Source organism: Mucilaginibacter sp. A5337 (assembly GCF_059690695.1).
Window position 1 is genome coordinate 159,181 of the sequence record NZ_JCAWEC010000006.1, and the last position, 17,207, is coordinate 176,387.

At 44.0% G+C, this 17,207-nt stretch carries 17 protein-coding genes and 1 riboswitch; of the genes, 11 read left to right on the top strand and 6 right to left on the bottom strand.

From position 1 onward, the window contains the following. Positions 1–185: 185 nt before the first annotated feature. From AC59JO_RS20970 to AC59JO_RS20990, 5 genes are all read left to right on the top strand, one after another. Complete coding sequence (locus tag AC59JO_RS20970) at positions 186–602, top strand: nuclear transport factor 2 family protein (protein ID WP_413670736.1); 417 nt, start codon at positions 186–188, stop codon at positions 600–602. A gap of 52 nt (positions 603–654) precedes the next feature. After that, positions 655–757: riboswitch (TPP riboswitch) on the top strand. Positions 758–856: 99 nt separating this feature from the next. Further along, the gene (locus AC59JO_RS20975; RefSeq protein WP_413670735.1) at positions 857–1,570 is read left to right on the top strand and encodes a class I SAM-dependent methyltransferase; all 714 of its coding nucleotides are present in this window, start codon (positions 857–859) and stop codon (positions 1,568–1,570) included. Positions 1,571–1,576: 6 nt separating this feature from the next. Further along, entirely contained in the window at positions 1,577–2,629 is a 1,053-nt protein-coding gene (locus AC59JO_RS20980) for an AIR synthase family protein (protein WP_497307741.1), read from the top strand. Beyond that, positions 2,629–3,297, top strand: a complete 669-nt coding sequence (locus tag AC59JO_RS20985; protein WP_497307743.1) for a thiamine phosphate synthase — start codon at positions 2,629–2,631, stop codon at positions 3,295–3,297. The genes AC59JO_RS20980 and AC59JO_RS20985 overlap by 1 nt, the downstream gene beginning before the upstream one ends. After that, positions 3,278–3,535, top strand: coding sequence for a Trm112 family protein (locus AC59JO_RS20990; RefSeq protein WP_413670732.1), 258 nt, complete (start codon positions 3,278–3,280; stop codon positions 3,533–3,535). The genes AC59JO_RS20985 and AC59JO_RS20990 overlap by 20 nt, the downstream gene beginning before the upstream one ends. Before the next feature lie 491 nt (positions 3,536–4,026). Here AC59JO_RS20990 and AC59JO_RS20995 read toward each other — a convergent pair whose 3' ends face one another. Continuing rightward, positions 4,027–6,450, bottom strand: a complete 2,424-nt coding sequence (locus tag AC59JO_RS20995) for an outer membrane beta-barrel family protein (RefSeq protein ID WP_497307745.1) — start codon at positions 6,448–6,450, stop codon at positions 4,027–4,029. Positions 6,451–6,569: 119 nt separating this feature from the next. Then, positions 6,570–6,902 carry a hypothetical protein gene (locus tag AC59JO_RS21000; RefSeq protein ID WP_413670730.1) on the bottom strand — a complete coding sequence of 111 codons (333 nt, stop codon included), beginning with the start codon at positions 6,900–6,902 and terminating at the stop codon, positions 6,570–6,572. A 124-nt stretch (positions 6,903–7,026) separates the two neighbouring features. Between AC59JO_RS21000 and AC59JO_RS21005 the strand changes: the two genes are divergently transcribed. Both AC59JO_RS21005 and AC59JO_RS21010 read left to right on the top strand, forming a co-directional pair. Continuing rightward, positions 7,027–7,584, top strand: coding sequence for an RNA polymerase sigma factor (locus AC59JO_RS21005; RefSeq protein ID WP_091216737.1), 558 nt, complete (start codon positions 7,027–7,029; stop codon positions 7,582–7,584). After that, entirely contained in the window at positions 7,581–7,994 is a 414-nt protein-coding gene (locus AC59JO_RS21010) for a hypothetical protein (RefSeq protein WP_413670729.1), read from the top strand. Before AC59JO_RS21005 ends, AC59JO_RS21010 begins: the two co-directional genes overlap by 4 nt. A 116-nt stretch (positions 7,995–8,110) precedes the next feature. Here AC59JO_RS21010 and AC59JO_RS21015 read toward each other — a convergent pair whose 3' ends face one another. Further along, a complete protein-coding gene (locus AC59JO_RS21015; RefSeq protein WP_497307748.1) occupies positions 8,111–8,698 on the bottom strand; it encodes a C40 family peptidase in 588 nt (195 codons plus the stop codon). A 267-nt stretch (positions 8,699–8,965) separates the two neighbouring features. On the opposite strand from AC59JO_RS21015, the gene AC59JO_RS21020 reads away from it, so the two are divergent. Then, complete coding sequence (locus AC59JO_RS21020; RefSeq protein ID WP_497307750.1) at positions 8,966–11,239, top strand: T9SS type B sorting domain-containing protein; 2,274 nt, start codon at positions 8,966–8,968, stop codon at positions 11,237–11,239. Between the two features lie 100 nt (positions 11,240–11,339). On the opposite strand, the gene AC59JO_RS21025 is transcribed toward AC59JO_RS21020, so the two are convergent. From AC59JO_RS21025 to AC59JO_RS21035, 3 genes are all read right to left on the bottom strand, one after another. Further along, complete coding sequence (locus AC59JO_RS21025; RefSeq protein ID WP_497307752.1) at positions 11,340–12,263, bottom strand: helix-turn-helix domain-containing protein; 924 nt, start codon at positions 12,261–12,263, stop codon at positions 11,340–11,342. A gap of 79 nt (positions 12,264–12,342) precedes the next feature. Next, complete coding sequence (locus tag AC59JO_RS21030; protein ID WP_497307754.1) at positions 12,343–13,194, bottom strand: SDR family NAD(P)-dependent oxidoreductase; 852 nt, start codon at positions 13,192–13,194, stop codon at positions 12,343–12,345. Positions 13,195–13,309: 115 nt separating this feature from the next. Then, positions 13,310–14,173: a LysR substrate-binding domain-containing protein gene (locus AC59JO_RS21035; RefSeq protein WP_413670724.1), complete on the bottom strand. Its 864-nt coding sequence runs from the start codon at positions 14,171–14,173 to the stop codon at positions 13,310–13,312. Positions 14,174–14,244: 71 nt separating this feature from the next. Here AC59JO_RS21035 and AC59JO_RS21040 point away from each other — a divergent pair, with 71 nt between their 5' ends. The 3 genes from AC59JO_RS21040 (at position 14,245) to AC59JO_RS21050 (ending at position 17,170) form a co-directional block, all read left to right on the top strand. Then, positions 14,245–14,772: a GNAT family N-acetyltransferase gene (locus AC59JO_RS21040; protein ID WP_497307756.1), complete on the top strand. Its 528-nt coding sequence runs from the start codon at positions 14,245–14,247 to the stop codon at positions 14,770–14,772. 1 nt (position 14,773) lies between these two features. Continuing rightward, positions 14,774–15,667, top strand: a complete 894-nt coding sequence (locus AC59JO_RS21045) for a DMT family transporter (protein WP_497307758.1) — start codon at positions 14,774–14,776, stop codon at positions 15,665–15,667. A gap of 66 nt (positions 15,668–15,733) precedes the next feature. Then, the gene (locus AC59JO_RS21050; protein WP_497307760.1) at positions 15,734–17,170 is read left to right on the top strand and encodes a DUF3863 domain-containing protein; all 1,437 of its coding nucleotides are present in this window, start codon (positions 15,734–15,736) and stop codon (positions 17,168–17,170) included. The last annotated feature ends 37 nt before the right edge of the window (positions 17,171–17,207 follow it).

Genomic DNA, 17,207 nt, shown 5'->3' on the forward strand with positions numbered 1-17,207 from the left:
ACATCTGTATGTCACAAAATCGTTTAGGTCATTAACAATTACTTAACATACTCTCAGCTAACCCTTTAATTTCATTGATAAATATCAATTTCTTTATTACGATATGTCAATGCACAACTTTGCCCGGTTTTGCACTTTTGTAATGCCCCGCCCGATGAACGGACAGGATCATAAAATCTCAAAAAATGAAAACCGCTAAACAATTATTGCTCGCATATCTTGAAAATGTTAACAACCCAGATATAGCCATCGAACTATTTGCAGATGACGCCGTTTTTGAACTCCCTTACCTGGCAAGCCTGGGTTTACCCTGGCAATGGAAAGGCAGAGAGGTGATTTACAATTTCCTTAAAAACCTGCCAAAAACGTTCGGCAACTTCAATTTTCAAAACATCCGGATCCATATCGACACCCCGGATCAGGCATTTGGCGAGTACGATGTGAATGCCGTCGTAAACTCAACAGGCCGGGATTATCCACAAACTTACATGGGCCGCGTGGTTGCCGAAAACGGCAGGATCAAACTGATTCGCGAGGCTTTGGATATGGCTTTGGTGGCCAAGGCAATGTTGCCAAATGGTATCGCTGACGTAAAACAGTAAACGTTTATCAAATTAGGTTTTTTGTTTTCAGCTTAAATAAACTACCTTCGTTTCATATAGCACGGGGTGCTTTAACCACTATGGTTAAGGCTGAGATAATACCCGCAAAACCTGACACGGATAATACCGGCGTAGGGATGCACTGGCTTTTCAGTTTGATTTTCGGCGTTTGCTGTTTTTTCATACACAGGCCTTGTTTCTGTACCGGTATTGCCGGGCTTGAAACAAGGCTTTTTTATTTAATGAAAAAACACATGGAATCCGGAAACAACTTTGGCCTCATGACCAAAAGCCTTGCCAACTGGCAGGGCCGCAAAGAATGGTTTTTTAACCGCGAACACACCGATACTTACGAGCAATGGTATGAAGGCCGCTATAAACGCGCCGAAGTATGGCAAAAAAAGGTAATGGCACAATTGGTGGGTACAGATACCCGCGTAAAAGAACTGCTTGAGTTTGGCTGCGGCACAACCCGCTTTACCCGCTGGTGGCATGAAATAGGTATTGACGCTACCGGTGGCGACCTTTCCCCCTTTATGCTGGGCCAGGCAGTACACCTGTTTAAAGGCGACCTGGTAAACGCCGACTCCCACTTTATGCCTTTTAAGGACCATACTTTTGATGCTGTTGCCTTCATCACCACGTTTGAGTATTACCGCGATCCGGTACAGGTGATCCGTGAAGCAGCGCGGGTGGGTAAACATGGCATCGCCTTTGGTATGATGAACCGTAATTCACCCAAGGTGCTGCGCCGCCGGGTACAGCAAATGTTCGGTAAAAATCCTTTTTATGTAACGGCTACTTTTTATACCCCTGCTATGCTGATCAAAAAAATAGATGAGGCATTGCAAGGCCGCCAATACACCATTGAGTGGACGTGCACAGGTTTGCCTGAATGGTTCCCGGTACAGCAATGGAGCGTGCCCGCGGGCGACTTTTTCGGTCTCTATGTTAAACTTCTTGATTAAGGAGCCATGTCTTTATCCGGAAAAATAACAGGCGATGGTTTTGAACAGATCATCCTGCCACGTTGCGGTCACCCGCGCAGCGAGGTTATTGGCGGCCCGGCATTTGGTGTCGATGTATCGGTGATCAGTATGCCCGGTGGTTTGGGCCTGGCACTCACCAGCGATCCTTTATCGCTTATCCCTTCTTTAGGCTTGCAAGAGTCGGCATGGCTATCGGTACACTTAATGGCCAATGACATGGCCACAACGGGATTTGCGCCTCAGTATGCCCAGATGGTGCTTAACCTGCCGCCGGGTTTAAGCCAGGCCGATTTTACTACCTACTGGGACCATATTCATCGCTATTGCAACGATATCGGTGTAGCCATAACCGGCGGGCATACCGGTAGCATTGAAGGTCAAAACTCAACCATTGCCGGTGGCGGCACCATGCTGCTTACCGCACCATTGAATGAGATCCTCCTGAGTAAAAATGCCGAGGAAGGAAACGCGATCATCGTTACCAAACAATGCGCCATGTCATCGGCGGCAATACTGGCCATGAGTTTTTCCGAAACGGTAAAAAACAAACTGGGTACTGAGGTTTATCAACGCGGCTGCGAAATGTTTTACCAAACATCATCTTTAAAAGACGGACTTACTGCTGCCGAGATAGGTAACCGCTCCCTTAGTGTAACAGCCATGCATGATGTAACCGAGGGTGGCGTATTGGGTGCTATTTATGAAATGGCTGTTGCATCGGGCAATGGAGTACTGATAGATAACGACCTGCTTCCCGTTGATAATGTAGCAGGCGGTATTTGTTCTTTGTTCAACATCGATCCACGTTATTGCATAGGCGCCGGGGCCATGATCATAGCAGTAAAAAAGCAATGGGCACAAAATACGCTTCATCATTTAAAAGCAAATGAGATACCGGCTACCATTGTTGGTGAGTTTACCAACAAGGCACGCGGGTATAAACTAATTGAAAACGGCGAAGAAAAAGACATGCCCTACTTTAGTAAGGACCCTTATTGGGAGGCTTTTTTTAGCGCTTATAAAAACGGATGGAAATAATGGAAAACACCTATAAAATTACCGGCGGCATTTACCTTGTGCTAAATCCCGCTATTGATGAAAAAATATTGCTGGCTAAACTACAATCAGCCCTATTGGGAGGGATCCAGGTAGTACAAATTTGGAACAACTGGCAGCCCGGTGCGGATAAAACAGCGTTGATTGAAAAGATTGCGGCTATTTGCAAACCATATTCCGTACCCTTGCTTATCAATGCCGACTGGACATTGTTGCGTGATATCCCGGCTTTGGATGGGGTCCATTTCGATGAGGTGCCAACTTCATTATCTGTTATCCGGAACGCAGTAAACCGACCGTTCCTAACCGGAATAACCTGTACAGGCAATCTTGACACGGTAGTTTGGGCCAGGGATCATCAGTTAGATTATGTTTCTTTCTGTTCCATGTTCCCATCATCGTCGGCGGGCAGCTGTGATATTGTTATGCCGGCCACCGTGAGACGGGCCTGCGAACTTACCCGTATGCCCATTTTTGTGGCCGGAGGTATCACTCCTCAAAACATCAGCGAGCTCAAAAAACTAACCCCTTTTGATGGTATAGCTGTGATATCCGGCATTTTGAGCGCCGACGATCCTGAAGAAAAAGTTAAAGAATTTAAAAACGCGTTAAGCACAAACACTACTCAACATGCAACTCAAAACAATTGAAAAACTATGCTGCCCCTTTGATAAAAGCGACCTCAACCTGCAGGTATTAGTAAAAGACACAGCACAAAACATTATAGAAGGAATCCTCAGCTGCTCTGCTTGCCAGCGCAACTACCCCATAGTTTATGGCGTACCTATCATGGCTCCCGACGAGTATCGCCAGATACAGCTGGAGCAACCCATTGTTGAAAAATGGAAACTGGAACATGAGCTGGAGGATGTTAAGCTGCTGCCATAGATAAAATTATCGGGTTTTACACACCACATCATTGCGAGGTACCATCAAGTGGATCCAGAAAAAAAACGCGATGACGTGTAAAATACATTTCAGGGATGGTGTGCGGGCCGCGTTAGGGATGGGAGCGGATACCGTCCGTTAGCCAACGGATAAGGCCGGTGCAGTATGAGCATACAGCCAGGCCGCAGGCAACGCCCTTATCATAAAATTGCCTCCTAAACACACTTAATAATCAATAACTTGACTACTATGTAATATTTAAAAAATCAATATTGTAAATATGGGCGTTGCCTGCGGCCCGGGCTTCCGTTACAAGTCCTCGCTTTTCCCGCCCGCAAGCCCGGCACGCGCTGTGGGCTTTTCACTGCAATCTAACGCTGCCCCTCGCACCACTGCCAAAGTATATTTCATACGTCATCATGGTTTTTTTTCAGGATTGCCCTGACGGCTACTCACGATGATGACTCTTAGATGTTAGTCTTGACACGCTCTCAATTAGCCACATCATTATTCTCAATTCCTGTCCTGTTTTTATTGATCCTGTCCCTCAATCCACCAAAGTTATAGTTAAGGCTAATGCTGAATGATCTGTAATAATTCATGCTTTGGTAAGTTTGATTAAACTGCGGGCCAAAAGTTTTGCTTATGCTATTGCGGTATTTGGTAAATGGATTCTTGATACCACCTGAGATACTAAACTTATTTTTTACAATATCCTTATTGAAGTTAAAGGCGCTGTAAAAAAAGCCGTTGGTATAACCTTGTAAGCCTGTGGGATTACGACTGTTAACACCCAAATCGGCATTCAGGGCCCAACCATGAGCAAGACGTACCACATTTGACAGGGTAACGCCATACATCAGCAGGTCGTTGTTTACCGCTTTTCCGTCGGCGTGGCCTTGTAGCCATAGGTACATCGCGTTACCATTCAGGCTGGCATTGTATATAGAGGTTACCGGGTAGCTCAGGTTAAAATTTACACCCGCACTTTGCGCTTTACCGGTGTTGGCATAAGTTACTTGTGTAATTTGGCTACCCTGGTTAAAATTTACTACCTGTACATCAAGGTTATTCATAAATGAGTAATCGAGCCCGATATTTACCGATAGTTTTTTATTGCTGCTATAACCAAACTGGATATCATTCAACAAAACAGGCCTTAGGTTTGGGTTACCTGTAACTTCAATATTGGGGTTTGAAGTGTCGACAAAAGGGTTAAGCCTGTTGATACCCGGTCTTCTGATCCTTTGTGAAAACCCGAAGTTGATGCTGCTTTCGTCTTTAAACCTTTTACTCACCGCGATAGAAGGAACCACATTAAGATAATTCTGATCAGCTAAAGATGCAGTGTTCTTAAAATTGGCACGGATCACGGTTTCTTCAACCCGGACACCGGCATTGATATTCCAGCTGTTTAAAGCAATTTGATATGAATTGTAGGCACTAAACACATTTTGCGTATTGGTAAAAACGTTTGACTGTGCCGCGTCATACTCATATAAACCGGTGCTAACATTAAATGTGGTGTAACTAAAATCGCTGCTGTTATTCCTGAATATCGCTTTCAAACCGGCTTCAACAGTTACTTTGTTCACCGGTGTAACAAAATCAACCTGGGCAGTATGCTCTTTAAATTTTTGCCTGTCTATTTGCTGAAAATTGGGCGTGATAAAATTTACGCGGTCAAAAAATTCCACATTGCCATTTTTATTATTTGTGTTGTTGCTGTACATGTATGAAAATGTAAGCAACCTGTTTTTAACCCCTTTAAAACCTAATTCGTAATTGATACCTGCATCAATACCGTGGCCGGTAGCCTTGCTATTGTTTTGAAAACTATATTGCTCAAGGCGGTTGTCACCGTTTAACAGGGAATTCTGTGCGGCATAATCACTTCCGCGGCTGCCATTATAGTTAAACTGGGCTGTTAATAAATTCAGGGTATCTATCTGCAGGCTCAATTCACTTCCGAAATAAGCAGTTTTATTATTTGAGCGCTGGGAACCGTTTTGCGCCAGTACTGTACCGGCAGTATCAACACGTTTGTTATTATTATAAGTTTGTGGCGAATTATTGATGCTGCCACCGCCAAAAGCCGAAACCCCAAACTTTCCTTTTTTAGCGGTAAATGACCCGCCAACACCAGGACCGCCAGTAGGCAAACTTTCGTTGATGTTTACGGAACCGTTGATACCATCATTGATCTTTTTATTGGTGATGATATTGATGATGCCAGCCAAACCCTCAGCATCATACTTTGACGGCGGATTGGTGATCACTTCTATCCGCTCGATAGTTGAAGCCGGAATACTTTTCAAAACAGCCTTCAGGTTATTTTCTAAACTATTTGATGGCTTTCCGTTAATAAACACCCTAAAGCTCGAATTGCCTTTGAGCAACAAGTTATCATTCCCATCTAATGACAGGTAAGGAATCTTCCTCATCATACTTAATACGTTGTTTCCTTTACTTTCGGGGTCAGCCTTCAGGTCGTAAATGATCCTGTCTGCTTTTTGCCTGATGATCGGCTTTTCGGCGGTGATGGTAACTTCTTTCAAATTGGTCATTACATCGCTTAAAAAAACCGGTTTAAGCTCCATTGTTTTTTGCTGATGGGTAAGATCAAGAGTTATGTTTTTTGCGCTGTAGCCGATAGCATTCACCTGCAAGGTATAATTGGCCGGTTGTACAGCAACAAAACTGTAAGAGCCATCCTCTTTGGTAGCGGCAACCATTACAGTTTCATTGGCTGTATTTTTTAAACGTATAGTTATCAATGGCAGCGGTGCTTTACTTACCGAATCAGCAACAATGCCTTTTACTTGTATTGCGTTTTGAGCATATGTGTTTAGGTTATGTGCGATAAATACGGCTATCATCATGATGAAGCGTATTATTGTTTGTTTAGTTTTCATATGTGTAAGGGTGTTAGATTTTTTAGGCAAAGGGATTCCATGAGAGCAATTTCTCTCTTAAAAACTGGGTGTGCGGGCAGCTAAACCACCCGCTTAGTAAAATAGATTAAACTGATTATTTAGTCCTTACGGCGGCGAAGCAGCAGATAATAGAGCAGAAAGCCCGCGGCAATAAAGATCATTTCAACCCCGTAAGGAACAGGCGAATCTTCGGCGCTGTAAGGGATAAATTGTATTACTATAAAACCAATGCCGGCGCAAAGCAGGATAAGTCCCCATTTTAAAGCTTCGTTGCCTGAATTTAACTCGGCCAGAAATTTAACACTGTTCTCATCCAGCGGGCCCGCTTTAATGATGCGTTTTTTCAGCATGTAGTTGTAAAGAGCAAGTATGAATATGGCGATCAGTATAAAGAATACTATGATGACGATGAATGGCATTAACTGTTTCATGATATTATTTGTTTAAGTATTTGCTACAGTAGTCAATGCTCGCGACAGTCCGGTTGCAATTATTTTAAAATATTTTTTATTTCTTTTTTGCAACCGCCAAACCTTATATATTGACTACTGTAATATGTTTAATGAACACGAGGTTGTATCCAGGATATTAAATAAAGATCTCCGGGCTTTTGAACTGCTGGTAAAGCAGTATGAAAAGCTGGTTTTCTTTGTGATAAACCGCCTGGTGAAAGACCAGCAAAGCAAAGAAGATATTTGCCAGGACGTTTTCATTAAGGTACACCAAAGCCTGCACCGGTTTGAGTTTCAGTCAAAACTATCAACCTGGATAGCCCGTATTGCCTATTTAACCGCTGTAAACTATTTAAAAAAGCACAAGAACAATTCCCCTTCCGAATATCCTGAAAATATTGATAATTATCATTTTACAGACGAAACACCGGAACAGGAACTGATAAAGAAGAATACTGCTGCCTATGTTAACCTCCTTATTGACCAAATGCCGCATCAATACAAAACAGTATTGACGCTGTACCACCTTAATGAGTTTTCATGTGCTGAGATTGAGGAGATCACCGGCATACCTGAGGGAACGGTAAAAAGTTATCTTTTCAGGGCGCGTAAATTATTGAAAGAAAAAATTGAAAAAGACCTTAAGAAAGAAAATATATGAAAGAGCTGGATGATGACGAATTACAGGAGCTGTTGAACAATGGCTTGGTTCCGGATAGCAAAACACTTTCGGAAGAAGATAAGGACGATTTGCTTGTTTATCAAAACCTGTTCTCCGCACTTAGCACTGAACCAGCAGAAGGCTTACCCATGAGCTTCGCGGCAAACGTTCGTCGCAAGTTACAGGAACAGGCCAACCGCAAAAGCAATCTGCAATTTAACCTGCTGGCGCTGGGGATTTTTGCTGTGGGCTTAGCACTGGCCTATGGCCTGCTTACGGTGATGAGTCCCGAAAGTGGCGATATGTTTTTAAATGCTGTAGTCAGCTTTAAATGGATCTTGTTAACATTAATTGCAGGATTTGTAGGATACCTGTTTATCGACCAGAGATTGGTAAAGAGGAGTTATTAAGGAGAAGGCGAAATGTAGAGACGCATCACATGCGTCTCAAAATATACAGAGTAGACTTGCCTGTTTTATAACCTTGCAAAACTATAGACGCAATTATATGTCTTTACAACAAGACATTAACGGGCATCTTCCACGGCATCCGGAACTGTATCATCCTCTTCCTGTGGCTGAGGATCTTCCTTAAACACCCGGATTGTTTTAATATACCTGCGCTGATAACGTTCGTTCATAGCAGTTTCTGTAACGCCATTTTCATCGCCGGATGTAGAGTGGATAAACACCAGCGGCTCTCCGGGTTGTGATATTACAATACCGATATGGCCTGCGCTGCGATAATTGTGGCTGCGGGTTCCGGTAAACAATATCAGATCGCCAAATTTGGCATCTTTAATATCAATACCCTTAACCGGCGCAAAATCAGATGAACTGCGGGGGATAGAAATATTGAAATGGGTAAATACATAATTGACAAAGCCCGAGCAATCAAAACCCCTTTCCGGGTTGCTTGATCCATACCTGTACCTGATACCTTTAAGGGTTTGGGCAAATTCAACCAGCTCGTCGGGCGTAGTCTCCCCTGTTTCATAATTGGCCTCTACCTCGGCATAATGATGCCTTAACCTTGTATGGCTGTGCGATTTTACCGTTCTGTTTGCCTTATGTTTTTTTGCTGCGTGAAGTACGGCAGGCTTCGCCGGCTTCATAAGTGATAAACAAGCTACAAGAAGGAGTTTGGAACCAATTACAATATGCATTTTGTAATGATAGGTAAAAAATTCCACGGATAGTAATCAAATTGTAAAAAAGATGGCAGCTGTTTAAAATACATATTGGCGTTTTTTTATAGGTAAATCCTATTGACCGGTTTTCACTTTTACTTATATTTACCTAAACCAAAACCAGTTAACCTAAACAGCAAATTGACCTGTTGCAAAGAAATCGGATGCATATTTACTATGCTATGCTTTGGCATGTGTGTATCTCTTTTTGCCCAATCCCCTGTAATTGTTCCCAAAAGCCAACCCATTACATTAAAGCTCGACGCCGGTGGCAATTATGTGATCAATTCGTCTGGAGATCACCCAGCATATGTTACAGATATTGCAACCGTTATTAACACCACTGATTCCATTACGAAATTCAGGTTCACGCCACAAACGTTTGATTGCGGTACCGTCGGCCCGCAAATAGTTACTATAGCTTCGGCAACCAACGGTGTTTCTACGCAGTCACATCCCGATGCTATCCGAATAACCGATCTGACAGCTCTTTGCTTTGATCCGGCAGGCAATTTATATTTCGGAGGGGCAACTACGCTCATGATTCGAAAAATAGCGCCGGATGGTACGGTGAGCATTTTTGCTGGAGGCCCCCCTGGTACAGGCGGTGACATCTTTAGAGGGACTGCAGGCACTGTGGGGCGCATACCACCTGGCGGCATGGTTTGCGACAATACCGGTAACATCTATTTTTCGGATATTGACGCCAATAAGGTAAAAAAGCTAAGCCCCGATGGCATAGTAACAGATATTGGATTAATACCCAACCCCGGAGCAATAACAATTGATAAACAGCAAAACTTATACGTTGTAAGTAATACAGGTAACGCGGTTTACAAAATCACAACCGCCGGCACAGTACAACAGATAGCAGGAACAACAGATGGCGACCTTGATGGCCCGGGCAACTTAGCCCGTTTCCACTTTATTTATAGTATAGCAGCCGACGATGCGGGGTACGTTTATGTTGGCATTGTGGAGTTGAAACTGGGCGATAAAGTTAAGATCAAAAGAATAGCACCTGACGGTACAGTATCCACTTATTTTAATCCGGGTAAAGTGGGTGAAAACGATATTTCCGATCCGGCCAATGCTTTTTTTGTAGGTCCAACCGCGCTGAAGTTTGATCGCTCGGGCAACTTATTTATAGGCGATGGCGGTATGATAAAAATATTCGACAAATATGGAAAAGCCAAAACATTTGCCGGTCATGCCGATATAGGCGATATAGATGGGGCCGGATCCCAGGCCCTGTTTGGCCAGGTGGGTGCGATAGATATGGACCTGTGCGGAAACCTTTATGTTGTCGACCAAATAAACAATACCATCAGGAAAGTTACCCTTGGCGCAGTTGTTTCAACTATAGGCGGCGGTGGTGCCAATCAGCTTACCGGAAATATAGGGTCAAGCACCTGTCGGCAAACTGCTGCTGTTATACCTGTCAACGTTCAAAGTACACCTGCATTTACATCTGCATATAACGATGTTACTTTGCAAGATTGTGCCAACCTGGCTAATTATGCTGTAAAAGCTTTGGTAACAGATAACTGTCCCGACAGCCAAATCAAAGTTACACAAACACCTGCTCCCAACTCCCCCATCTACAATAATGTTCCCGTACAGGTAACCTTAACCGCAATTGACAAAACAGGGGGCATAGCAGCCGCATCGTTCATGGCAACCGCTAAATATTCGGCCGCTCCGCCAGGCAGGTCGGTATCAGTATTTACGCCTTCATTAAAAATTTGCGCGGGCAATCCGGTCACCTTTACAGCCAACGTAATAAATGGCGATCCCGGTACATCGTTTCAATGGCTGGTGAACGGCGTTGCTACCGGCCCCAACTCTTTTAAATTTACCACAAGCAACTTAAAAGATGGCGACATAGTAAACTGCGCTGTTACTACCGGCAACGGCTGCGGCATCCCCAATCTCGGAATCGATCTGCATATGAACGTGAATCCGATACCTGCAATAATGCTCAAATCAAACGAAGAAATTCTGTCGGGCAACAGCATAACACTATCCCCGGAGATAACCGGCGATATAGCAACCTATACGTGGGCACCTTCGGTAGGCCTTAGTAATTCGTCATCAGCATTTCCGGTGGCAAGCCCGGAGGTTACTACAAAATATAAACTTACTGTAACATCAGTTGATGGATGTAATGCCGAAGGCGAAGTAACAGTGAAGGTAATCCCCAATATTAAAATCCCCAACACCTTCACGCCCAACGGCGACGGGGTCAACGACTTATGGAGCATCAAATATTTAAATGATTATATAAACAGCTCCGTAACTGTTTATAACCGAAACGGCAGCATTGTTTTTTATAGCAAGGGCTATCCTAAACCTTGGGATGGCACATTTAACGGTAACGCCCTGCCTGCCGGGGTTTATTTTTATGTCATCGATTTAAAAGACGGTAGCCAGATACGCAGCGGAGATGTGACGATTTTAAGGTAAGCTATTTGTTGTTTAGCTGCTAAACCTGGCGGCCACCGTGCACGCGACCGCCAAATTAAACTCCTGTGCAGGTCAGCAACCAGGCCAATCTTCAAAGTATTTAGTTAAAAGATCGCCTGAATTCAAGCGGCGAAAGGTGAGTTTTTGTTTTAAACAACTTACTGAACGATTGCGGGTGTTCAAACCCTAATGCGTAAGCCACTTCGCTTACAGATAAGGCCGTGGTGGAGAGCTTTTCTTTAGCTTTTTCGATAAGATTATGGTGAATATGCTGCTGTGCATTTTGCCCCGTAAGGGAGCGCAGCATATCACTCAGATAACCCGGAGACATATTCAACTGCTTCGACAGGTATTGAACTGTTGGGATTCCCTCGCTTATTGAATTTTCACCGGCAAAATATTGGTCTAAAATATCTTCCAGCTTTTGCAGCAGGTCGCTGTTTACGGCTTTGCGTGTGATAAACTGGCGCTTGTAAAAACGATTCGCGTAGTTAAGCAACAAATCAATTTGGGAAATGATGACATCCTGGCTAAAATCATCTATCCTGCCATTTAATTCATCTTCGATAATTTTAAAAAGGGAAATGATGGTTGATTTTTCTTTGTCCGATAAGTGCAATGCCTCATTAGTCGAATATGAGAAAAAGCCATACTGCTTGATTTTTTTTGCCAAAGGATAATTCCATAAAAAATCCGGATGGATCAGCAGCGTATAAAGGGCGCATTCTCCCTCGCTATGATCATTATCGCCGCCGATAACCTGGTTGGGCGACGCAAACAGCACCCCCCCTTCATCAAAATCGTAATAATCCTGCCCATACTTTATTCGCGGACTAAGCTTTGGCCGGTACGAAATTTTATAAAAACTAAGCACATGCGAGCCGTGCGGTCTCCGTGGTATAACCTGGTTATCCGTACCGCTAATTAAACTGATTAATGGATGCAACGGCTTGGGCAAGCCAAAGGCCCGGTGCACATCTGATAAAGAATTAAATTTAAGGGGCCCCTGTTCTTCCTTTTTCATCTCAAAAACTTAATGCAATGATAGCCGGTATTATATACAAATATCAGCTATCATTGGTGTTTTACATAATTGTGATCATTTACTTTGATTTGCCCTGAGCGGCATTTGAAACAGGCTCCCATTCTTCCCAGGTTGCTAAGCGCTCTGCATAAGCGGCACGTATCCAGGGTAAGTTATGGCTTCCAAGGAAGAGCCTTAGTGGCGGATGTTCGGAATCTACAATTTTGAAGATGGCATCGGGTGTTGCTTCAGGATCTCCCCGTTCCGAGGTTTTTAACCGCTCAAAAAACCGTGCCTTGAAATCGGTGTAAATGTCCATACCGGCAGCAAACTTCAACGACTCCTGGCTTCCAAATTCTGTAGCGTAGGCACCGGGCTCTATAATGGTCACTTTAATACCGAAAGGTTCTACTTCTTTGGCCAAACTTTCGTGAATTGCCTCGAAGGCCCATTTTGATGAACAATAATAACCTATCACCGGTAAAGTTACCTGGCCAAGGCCACTCGATATGCCTAATATATGGCCTCCTCCCTGCGCACGCAGTAAAGGCAAAGCAGCCTGAATAACGGAGAGCGTACCGAATATATTGGTATCATACATCGCCCGCACATCGTCGGCATTAGCTTCCTCAATGGTGCCAACTAATGAATAGCCCGCATTATTGAGCACAATATCAAGCCTGCCGAAATATGCATGGGCCTGCTCCACTGCTGCTTTTACCTGGTCGGGGTTGGTTACGTCAAGCTCCAGGGTTAACACGTTTTCACTGTATTTCTCTTTTAAATCAGCAATGCTTCCCAGCCTGCGTGCAGTGACTGCAACTTTGTCGCCGCGTTTAAGCGCTGCATCGGCCCAAACACGCCCGAAACCGCGGGATGCACCTGTGATAAACCATGTTTTATAATCCCGATTTTCATTTTGATGTTTCATAATTTTAAACGTTGAATACACCAAAGGTCGAGAGGTAATATTTTCTATTTGTAGCCTAAGTGAGGGATTTTGTAGCGATATCAAAGAATGAGTCCACCTTCATCTACAGTACGCCTCACTGCAGCACCAGTTTTAACACATTTGAAAGTACGGGGTTATGATCATCTGCCCGCCAGTTGATGTACAAATCGGTTTTAAAGGGAAGTCTGATAAACCTTATTCCCGGGCTTTCGTGATACATGTATGAATCCGGCAATATCGCTATCCCCAGCCCTTTCTTAACTAATGCAATAATGGTCGATCCAAATTCGGAATATACGTAGTCGTCCGGAACAATATCGAACGACCTGAACATCTGCTGAATGATATCGCTGTAACTGCTTCCCTCATCCCTTATCGGCAGTATAAATTTTTGTTGGGAAAGGGTTTCTTTAGACAGGTCTTCGATAGTATGGAAAATGTGATCCTCAGGAACTACGATTGCCAAATAATCGCTGTAAATTTTTTCTGATTTAATTCCCTGGGCGGTATTAACGTCCCTTGTAACAGAAAGATCGATCTTATAATTCCTTAAAAACTCCTGTTGGTTTTCATAGCGCAGCTGTACCAGCTCAACCTGGAGTTTTGGAAATGCACTGGAAATACGGGCAATCATATCCGGCATTAACGAACCTGATATGGAATCGGGATGGGCGATTCTTATCGTACCGCTTTCGCCTAAATGGATCTGCCGGGCAAACTGATGAATAAATTCAAGCTCGCTCAACTCCATCTCCCATTTCTCCTTCAAAAACTTACCTGCAGGGGTGAGCTTCACATTACGCTTATTCCGCTCAAATAGCAGCAGCCCCAATTCGCTCTCTAATGATTGAATGTGCCTGCTGAGGGCCGATTGCGTAATGTTCATTTTTCCGGCCGTATTCCAAAAATGAAGCTCTTTCGCCAGGGCTAAAAAGTATTTGATCTGCTGCAAATCCATTAATGCAATATATGCATTAATGGATGATAAAATAGCATTTTACCGCATTTAACAGATGAATAAATTTGTATATGGATAACGTAAAGATTGTTGATGCAACACCTAACGATGTAGCTCAACTTCAAAATATAAGCATACAAACTTTTTCCGAAACTTTTTCGGCAGTTAACACGCCCAAAGACATGGCGCAATACCTCAATGAAAGCCTGTCATTAAATAAGCTGAGCGATGAACTGAACAATAAATTATCGCAGTTCTATTTTGCGATACATAACGACGAGGTTATCGGCTACCTGAAGCTGAACACAGGGCAGGCGCAAACAGATGTTAAAGACAATGATGCTCTTGAAATTGAGCGGATCTACGTATCTCAGGCATTTCTTGGAAAAAACATCGGAAAACTGCTGTACGAAAAAGCTGTTCAAATAGCCCGGCAAGCCGGGGCCAGGTACATATGGCTTGGTGTATGGGAAAAGAATTTCAGGGCGATCAGTTTTTACAAGAAAAACGGCTTCGTGGAGTTTGACCAGCATGTATTTATGTTAGGCACAGACAGGCAGATAGATATCATGATGAAAAAAGATTTAATAAACGACTGAGATGGAGAAAAAGAACGTTTTCCTTGTATTACTGATATTAGGCACAGCCTTTTGGGGCATATCATTTTCAATAACCAAACTGGCTATCGGGCATAACTCCCCGCTCATCTTTTTATGTTATCGTTTTTTGGCCGCGGCAGTAGTTTTGTCGGTCATTTTCTCAAAACATTTAAGGCAGATAAACCGGGATGGTGTTAAAACAGGCATAAGTTTGGCCGTACCCCTTACGCTCGGAATTTATTTGCAAACCCTGGGCATCAAACATAGCTCGGCTTCACAATGCTCATTTGTTGCAGGCACTTGTGTGATTATCATTCCCTTGTTAAAAGCAATTTTTTATAACACAGTTGCCCCTGCAAAAATTTGGCTGGCAGCAGTGATTGCTTTGGCAGGCTTATCAATTATTTCTATCAATGCTAATTTTTCGGTTAGCCTTGGCGATTTGTATACTATTGCCGGAGCGGTAGCCTTTGCTGTTTATCTGATCAAGGTAGAAAAACTATCCAAAGTGCAGCACATTGCACACACCGTTGTTCCGATGTTTGCTGCGTGTGCAGTAATTACCTTTTGTTTAGCCTTAGGCGATAATACCAGCACAAACTGGCTGCCGCAAAACAATGAATTTTGGATGGGCGTTGTTTATTGCTCGCTTTTTTCTACCGCTTACATGTACACCATTTCCAACATCTCTCAGCGTTACCTGAGTGCCGAAAGGGTAGCCATCATTTACCTCTTTGAACCTGTGTTTGGCGCAATTGCGGCATGTTTCATTTTACATGAGCAGCTTACCTGGCGATTGTTTTTAGGCGGAAGCCTCATTTTTGCAGCCACGCTTATCTCCGAATTGAAATTTGATCGAAAAACAATGGTTCTTGAGGCCAACGTAATTGAGTAGTTTTTATGCCCCCGCTGCCGGAAAAGAAACAAACTTGTTTTTACATTTGGGCAAAATGTAAACCTAATGGAAAGACGGGCTTTTTGTAAAAACTCCTTACTGGGCGGTGCCGCCGTATTAGCAAATCCTTTAATCGGCAAAGCCACTGCGCTGGATCTTTTTTCGGTTAACAAGCCTTTGCAACTGATGGGCAATCGCTTTGTTACCTTTTGCATCATGATCCGTACTTCGCCGTGGGAAGTATCGCGGGATGTAAAACTGATTAACAGGGACGAAGGCTTTGCCCATACGTTAGAAGTGGTACAGCGCTTAAGGGAAATTTTTGCGAAAAACGTGCCGGGAGGCAAACTAACCTGGGGCTTTACCTTAAATGCGCTTGAAGATAAGCGCCCTAATTATGTTGATATCCGCAAATACGCGGCCGACTGCCAGCTCAAATATGGCGACGAGGTTTCTTATTTCCCGGGATATTTTCCGGCCATGTATCTCCCGCGCAAAAGGGTAAACCAGGAAATGACCGAGGCCTTGCAGCGCATAACCGCCATGGTTGGTAATGGCTACCGGCCTAAAGCTGTTATGGGAGGATTTTTATCGGCCGATAACCTGGCCTATTTAGCCGAAAAGGAAAACATTCATGTAGCACATGCTGTAATCTGGAGCCAGCATGAAACAGATGGTGGCGGGGCCGACGGCTCACCCTCCTATCCCTTTTATCCATCAAAACAACATTTTTGCAAACCAGCCCAGGGCAAAAGCGACTTTATTGACTGCGTGAACCTTGATGGATGGAGTGTGGATTTTTTGTGCGCACTCCAAAGCGGGAATGTGTGGGGCACAACGCCTTTTAACGGGGCAGCAAGCCGCCGTGGTGTGGGTCCTATTGAAACCTATGGCGATTGGGGTTTGGATATAGGTCATTATTCGGTGATGCATACACAAGCTATCCATTTTGACCGGGGCTTTGAACTGAACGGTTTTGGCTGGATCCCCAACATCTGGGAAGCTGCTTTGGTTAAAATAGCCGAACGAAAAAACTGGGATGATACTCTCGCGTACCGGGCATTGGAGAAATGGACAGGCGATACCGTAAAACGATGGCCGGATGTTAAATTCGTCACTTTTGGCGAGTATGGCGAGGCCTGGCGCGGTCATTATCCTGATAATAGCCAATGGAATTACCGTTTTGAAGAAAAAGGGCTTGGCATAGGTAATTCATGGGGCAATGAAGAGATCAAATGGTACATGAACAGGGAATTTCGCCTGGCTACCTTACGAAACTGGCACAAAAATGGCCCGGAAATGGTGGTGGATTTTACACGCTATGACCTCCCCGCCCAGGAGCCTGCCGATCCATCGCCCGATAAACCGGTAAAAGACTGGAGCCTCATGAACCGCATCAATCAAAAAGGTGTAAGGCCGCAGGATGCCCCGGTGTTATTCAGTGCTCTTGGAAATGATGACAAGGACCTGATTGCGCGCCATTATCCCGAATTGCTTAAATAGAGATTGGAGCGGCAACTGCTTGTGATCTTCAATCAGC

What these genes read in the sequence shown, in the direction of transcription:
- AC59JO_RS20970 (WP_413670736.1), top strand. Translation starts at nt 186, where the DNA reads ATGAAAACCGCTAAACAATTATTGCTCGCATATCTTGAAAATGTTAAC.
- AC59JO_RS20975 (WP_413670735.1), top strand. Translation starts at nt 857, where the DNA reads ATGGAATCCGGAAACAACTTTGGCCTCATGACCAAAAGCCTTGCCAAC.
- AC59JO_RS20980 (WP_497307741.1), top strand. Translation starts at nt 1,577, where the DNA reads ATGTCTTTATCCGGAAAAATAACAGGCGATGGTTTTGAACAGATCATC.
- AC59JO_RS20985 (WP_497307743.1), top strand. Translation starts at nt 2,629, where the DNA reads ATGGAAAACACCTATAAAATTACCGGCGGCATTTACCTTGTGCTAAAT.
- AC59JO_RS20990 (WP_413670732.1), top strand. Translation starts at nt 3,278, where the DNA reads ATGCAACTCAAAACAATTGAAAAACTATGCTGCCCCTTTGATAAAAGC.
- AC59JO_RS20995 (WP_497307745.1), bottom strand. Translation starts at nt 6,450, where the DNA reads ATGAAAACTAAACAAACAATAATACGCTTCATCATGATGATAGCCGTA.
- AC59JO_RS21000 (WP_413670730.1), bottom strand. Translation starts at nt 6,902, where the DNA reads ATGAAACAGTTAATGCCATTCATCGTCATCATAGTATTCTTTATACTG.
- AC59JO_RS21005 (WP_091216737.1), top strand. Translation starts at nt 7,027, where the DNA reads ATGTTTAATGAACACGAGGTTGTATCCAGGATATTAAATAAAGATCTC.
- AC59JO_RS21010 (WP_413670729.1), top strand. Translation starts at nt 7,581, where the DNA reads ATGAAAGAGCTGGATGATGACGAATTACAGGAGCTGTTGAACAATGGC.
- AC59JO_RS21015 (WP_497307748.1), bottom strand. Translation starts at nt 8,698, where the DNA reads ATGAAGCCGGCGAAGCCTGCCGTACTTCACGCAGCAAAAAAACATAAG.
- AC59JO_RS21020 (WP_497307750.1), top strand. Translation starts at nt 8,966, where the DNA reads ATGTGTGTATCTCTTTTTGCCCAATCCCCTGTAATTGTTCCCAAAAGC.
- AC59JO_RS21025 (WP_497307752.1), bottom strand. Translation starts at nt 12,263, where the DNA reads ATGAAAAAGGAAGAACAGGGGCCCCTTAAATTTAATTCTTTATCAGAT.
- AC59JO_RS21030 (WP_497307754.1), bottom strand. Translation starts at nt 13,194, where the DNA reads ATGAAACATCAAAATGAAAATCGGGATTATAAAACATGGTTTATCACA.
- AC59JO_RS21035 (WP_413670724.1), bottom strand. Translation starts at nt 14,173, where the DNA reads ATGGATTTGCAGCAGATCAAATACTTTTTAGCCCTGGCGAAAGAGCTT.
- AC59JO_RS21040 (WP_497307756.1), top strand. Translation starts at nt 14,245, where the DNA reads ATGGATAACGTAAAGATTGTTGATGCAACACCTAACGATGTAGCTCAA.
- AC59JO_RS21045 (WP_497307758.1), top strand. Translation starts at nt 14,774, where the DNA reads ATGGAGAAAAAGAACGTTTTCCTTGTATTACTGATATTAGGCACAGCC.
- AC59JO_RS21050 (WP_497307760.1), top strand. Translation starts at nt 15,734, where the DNA reads ATGGAAAGACGGGCTTTTTGTAAAAACTCCTTACTGGGCGGTGCCGCC.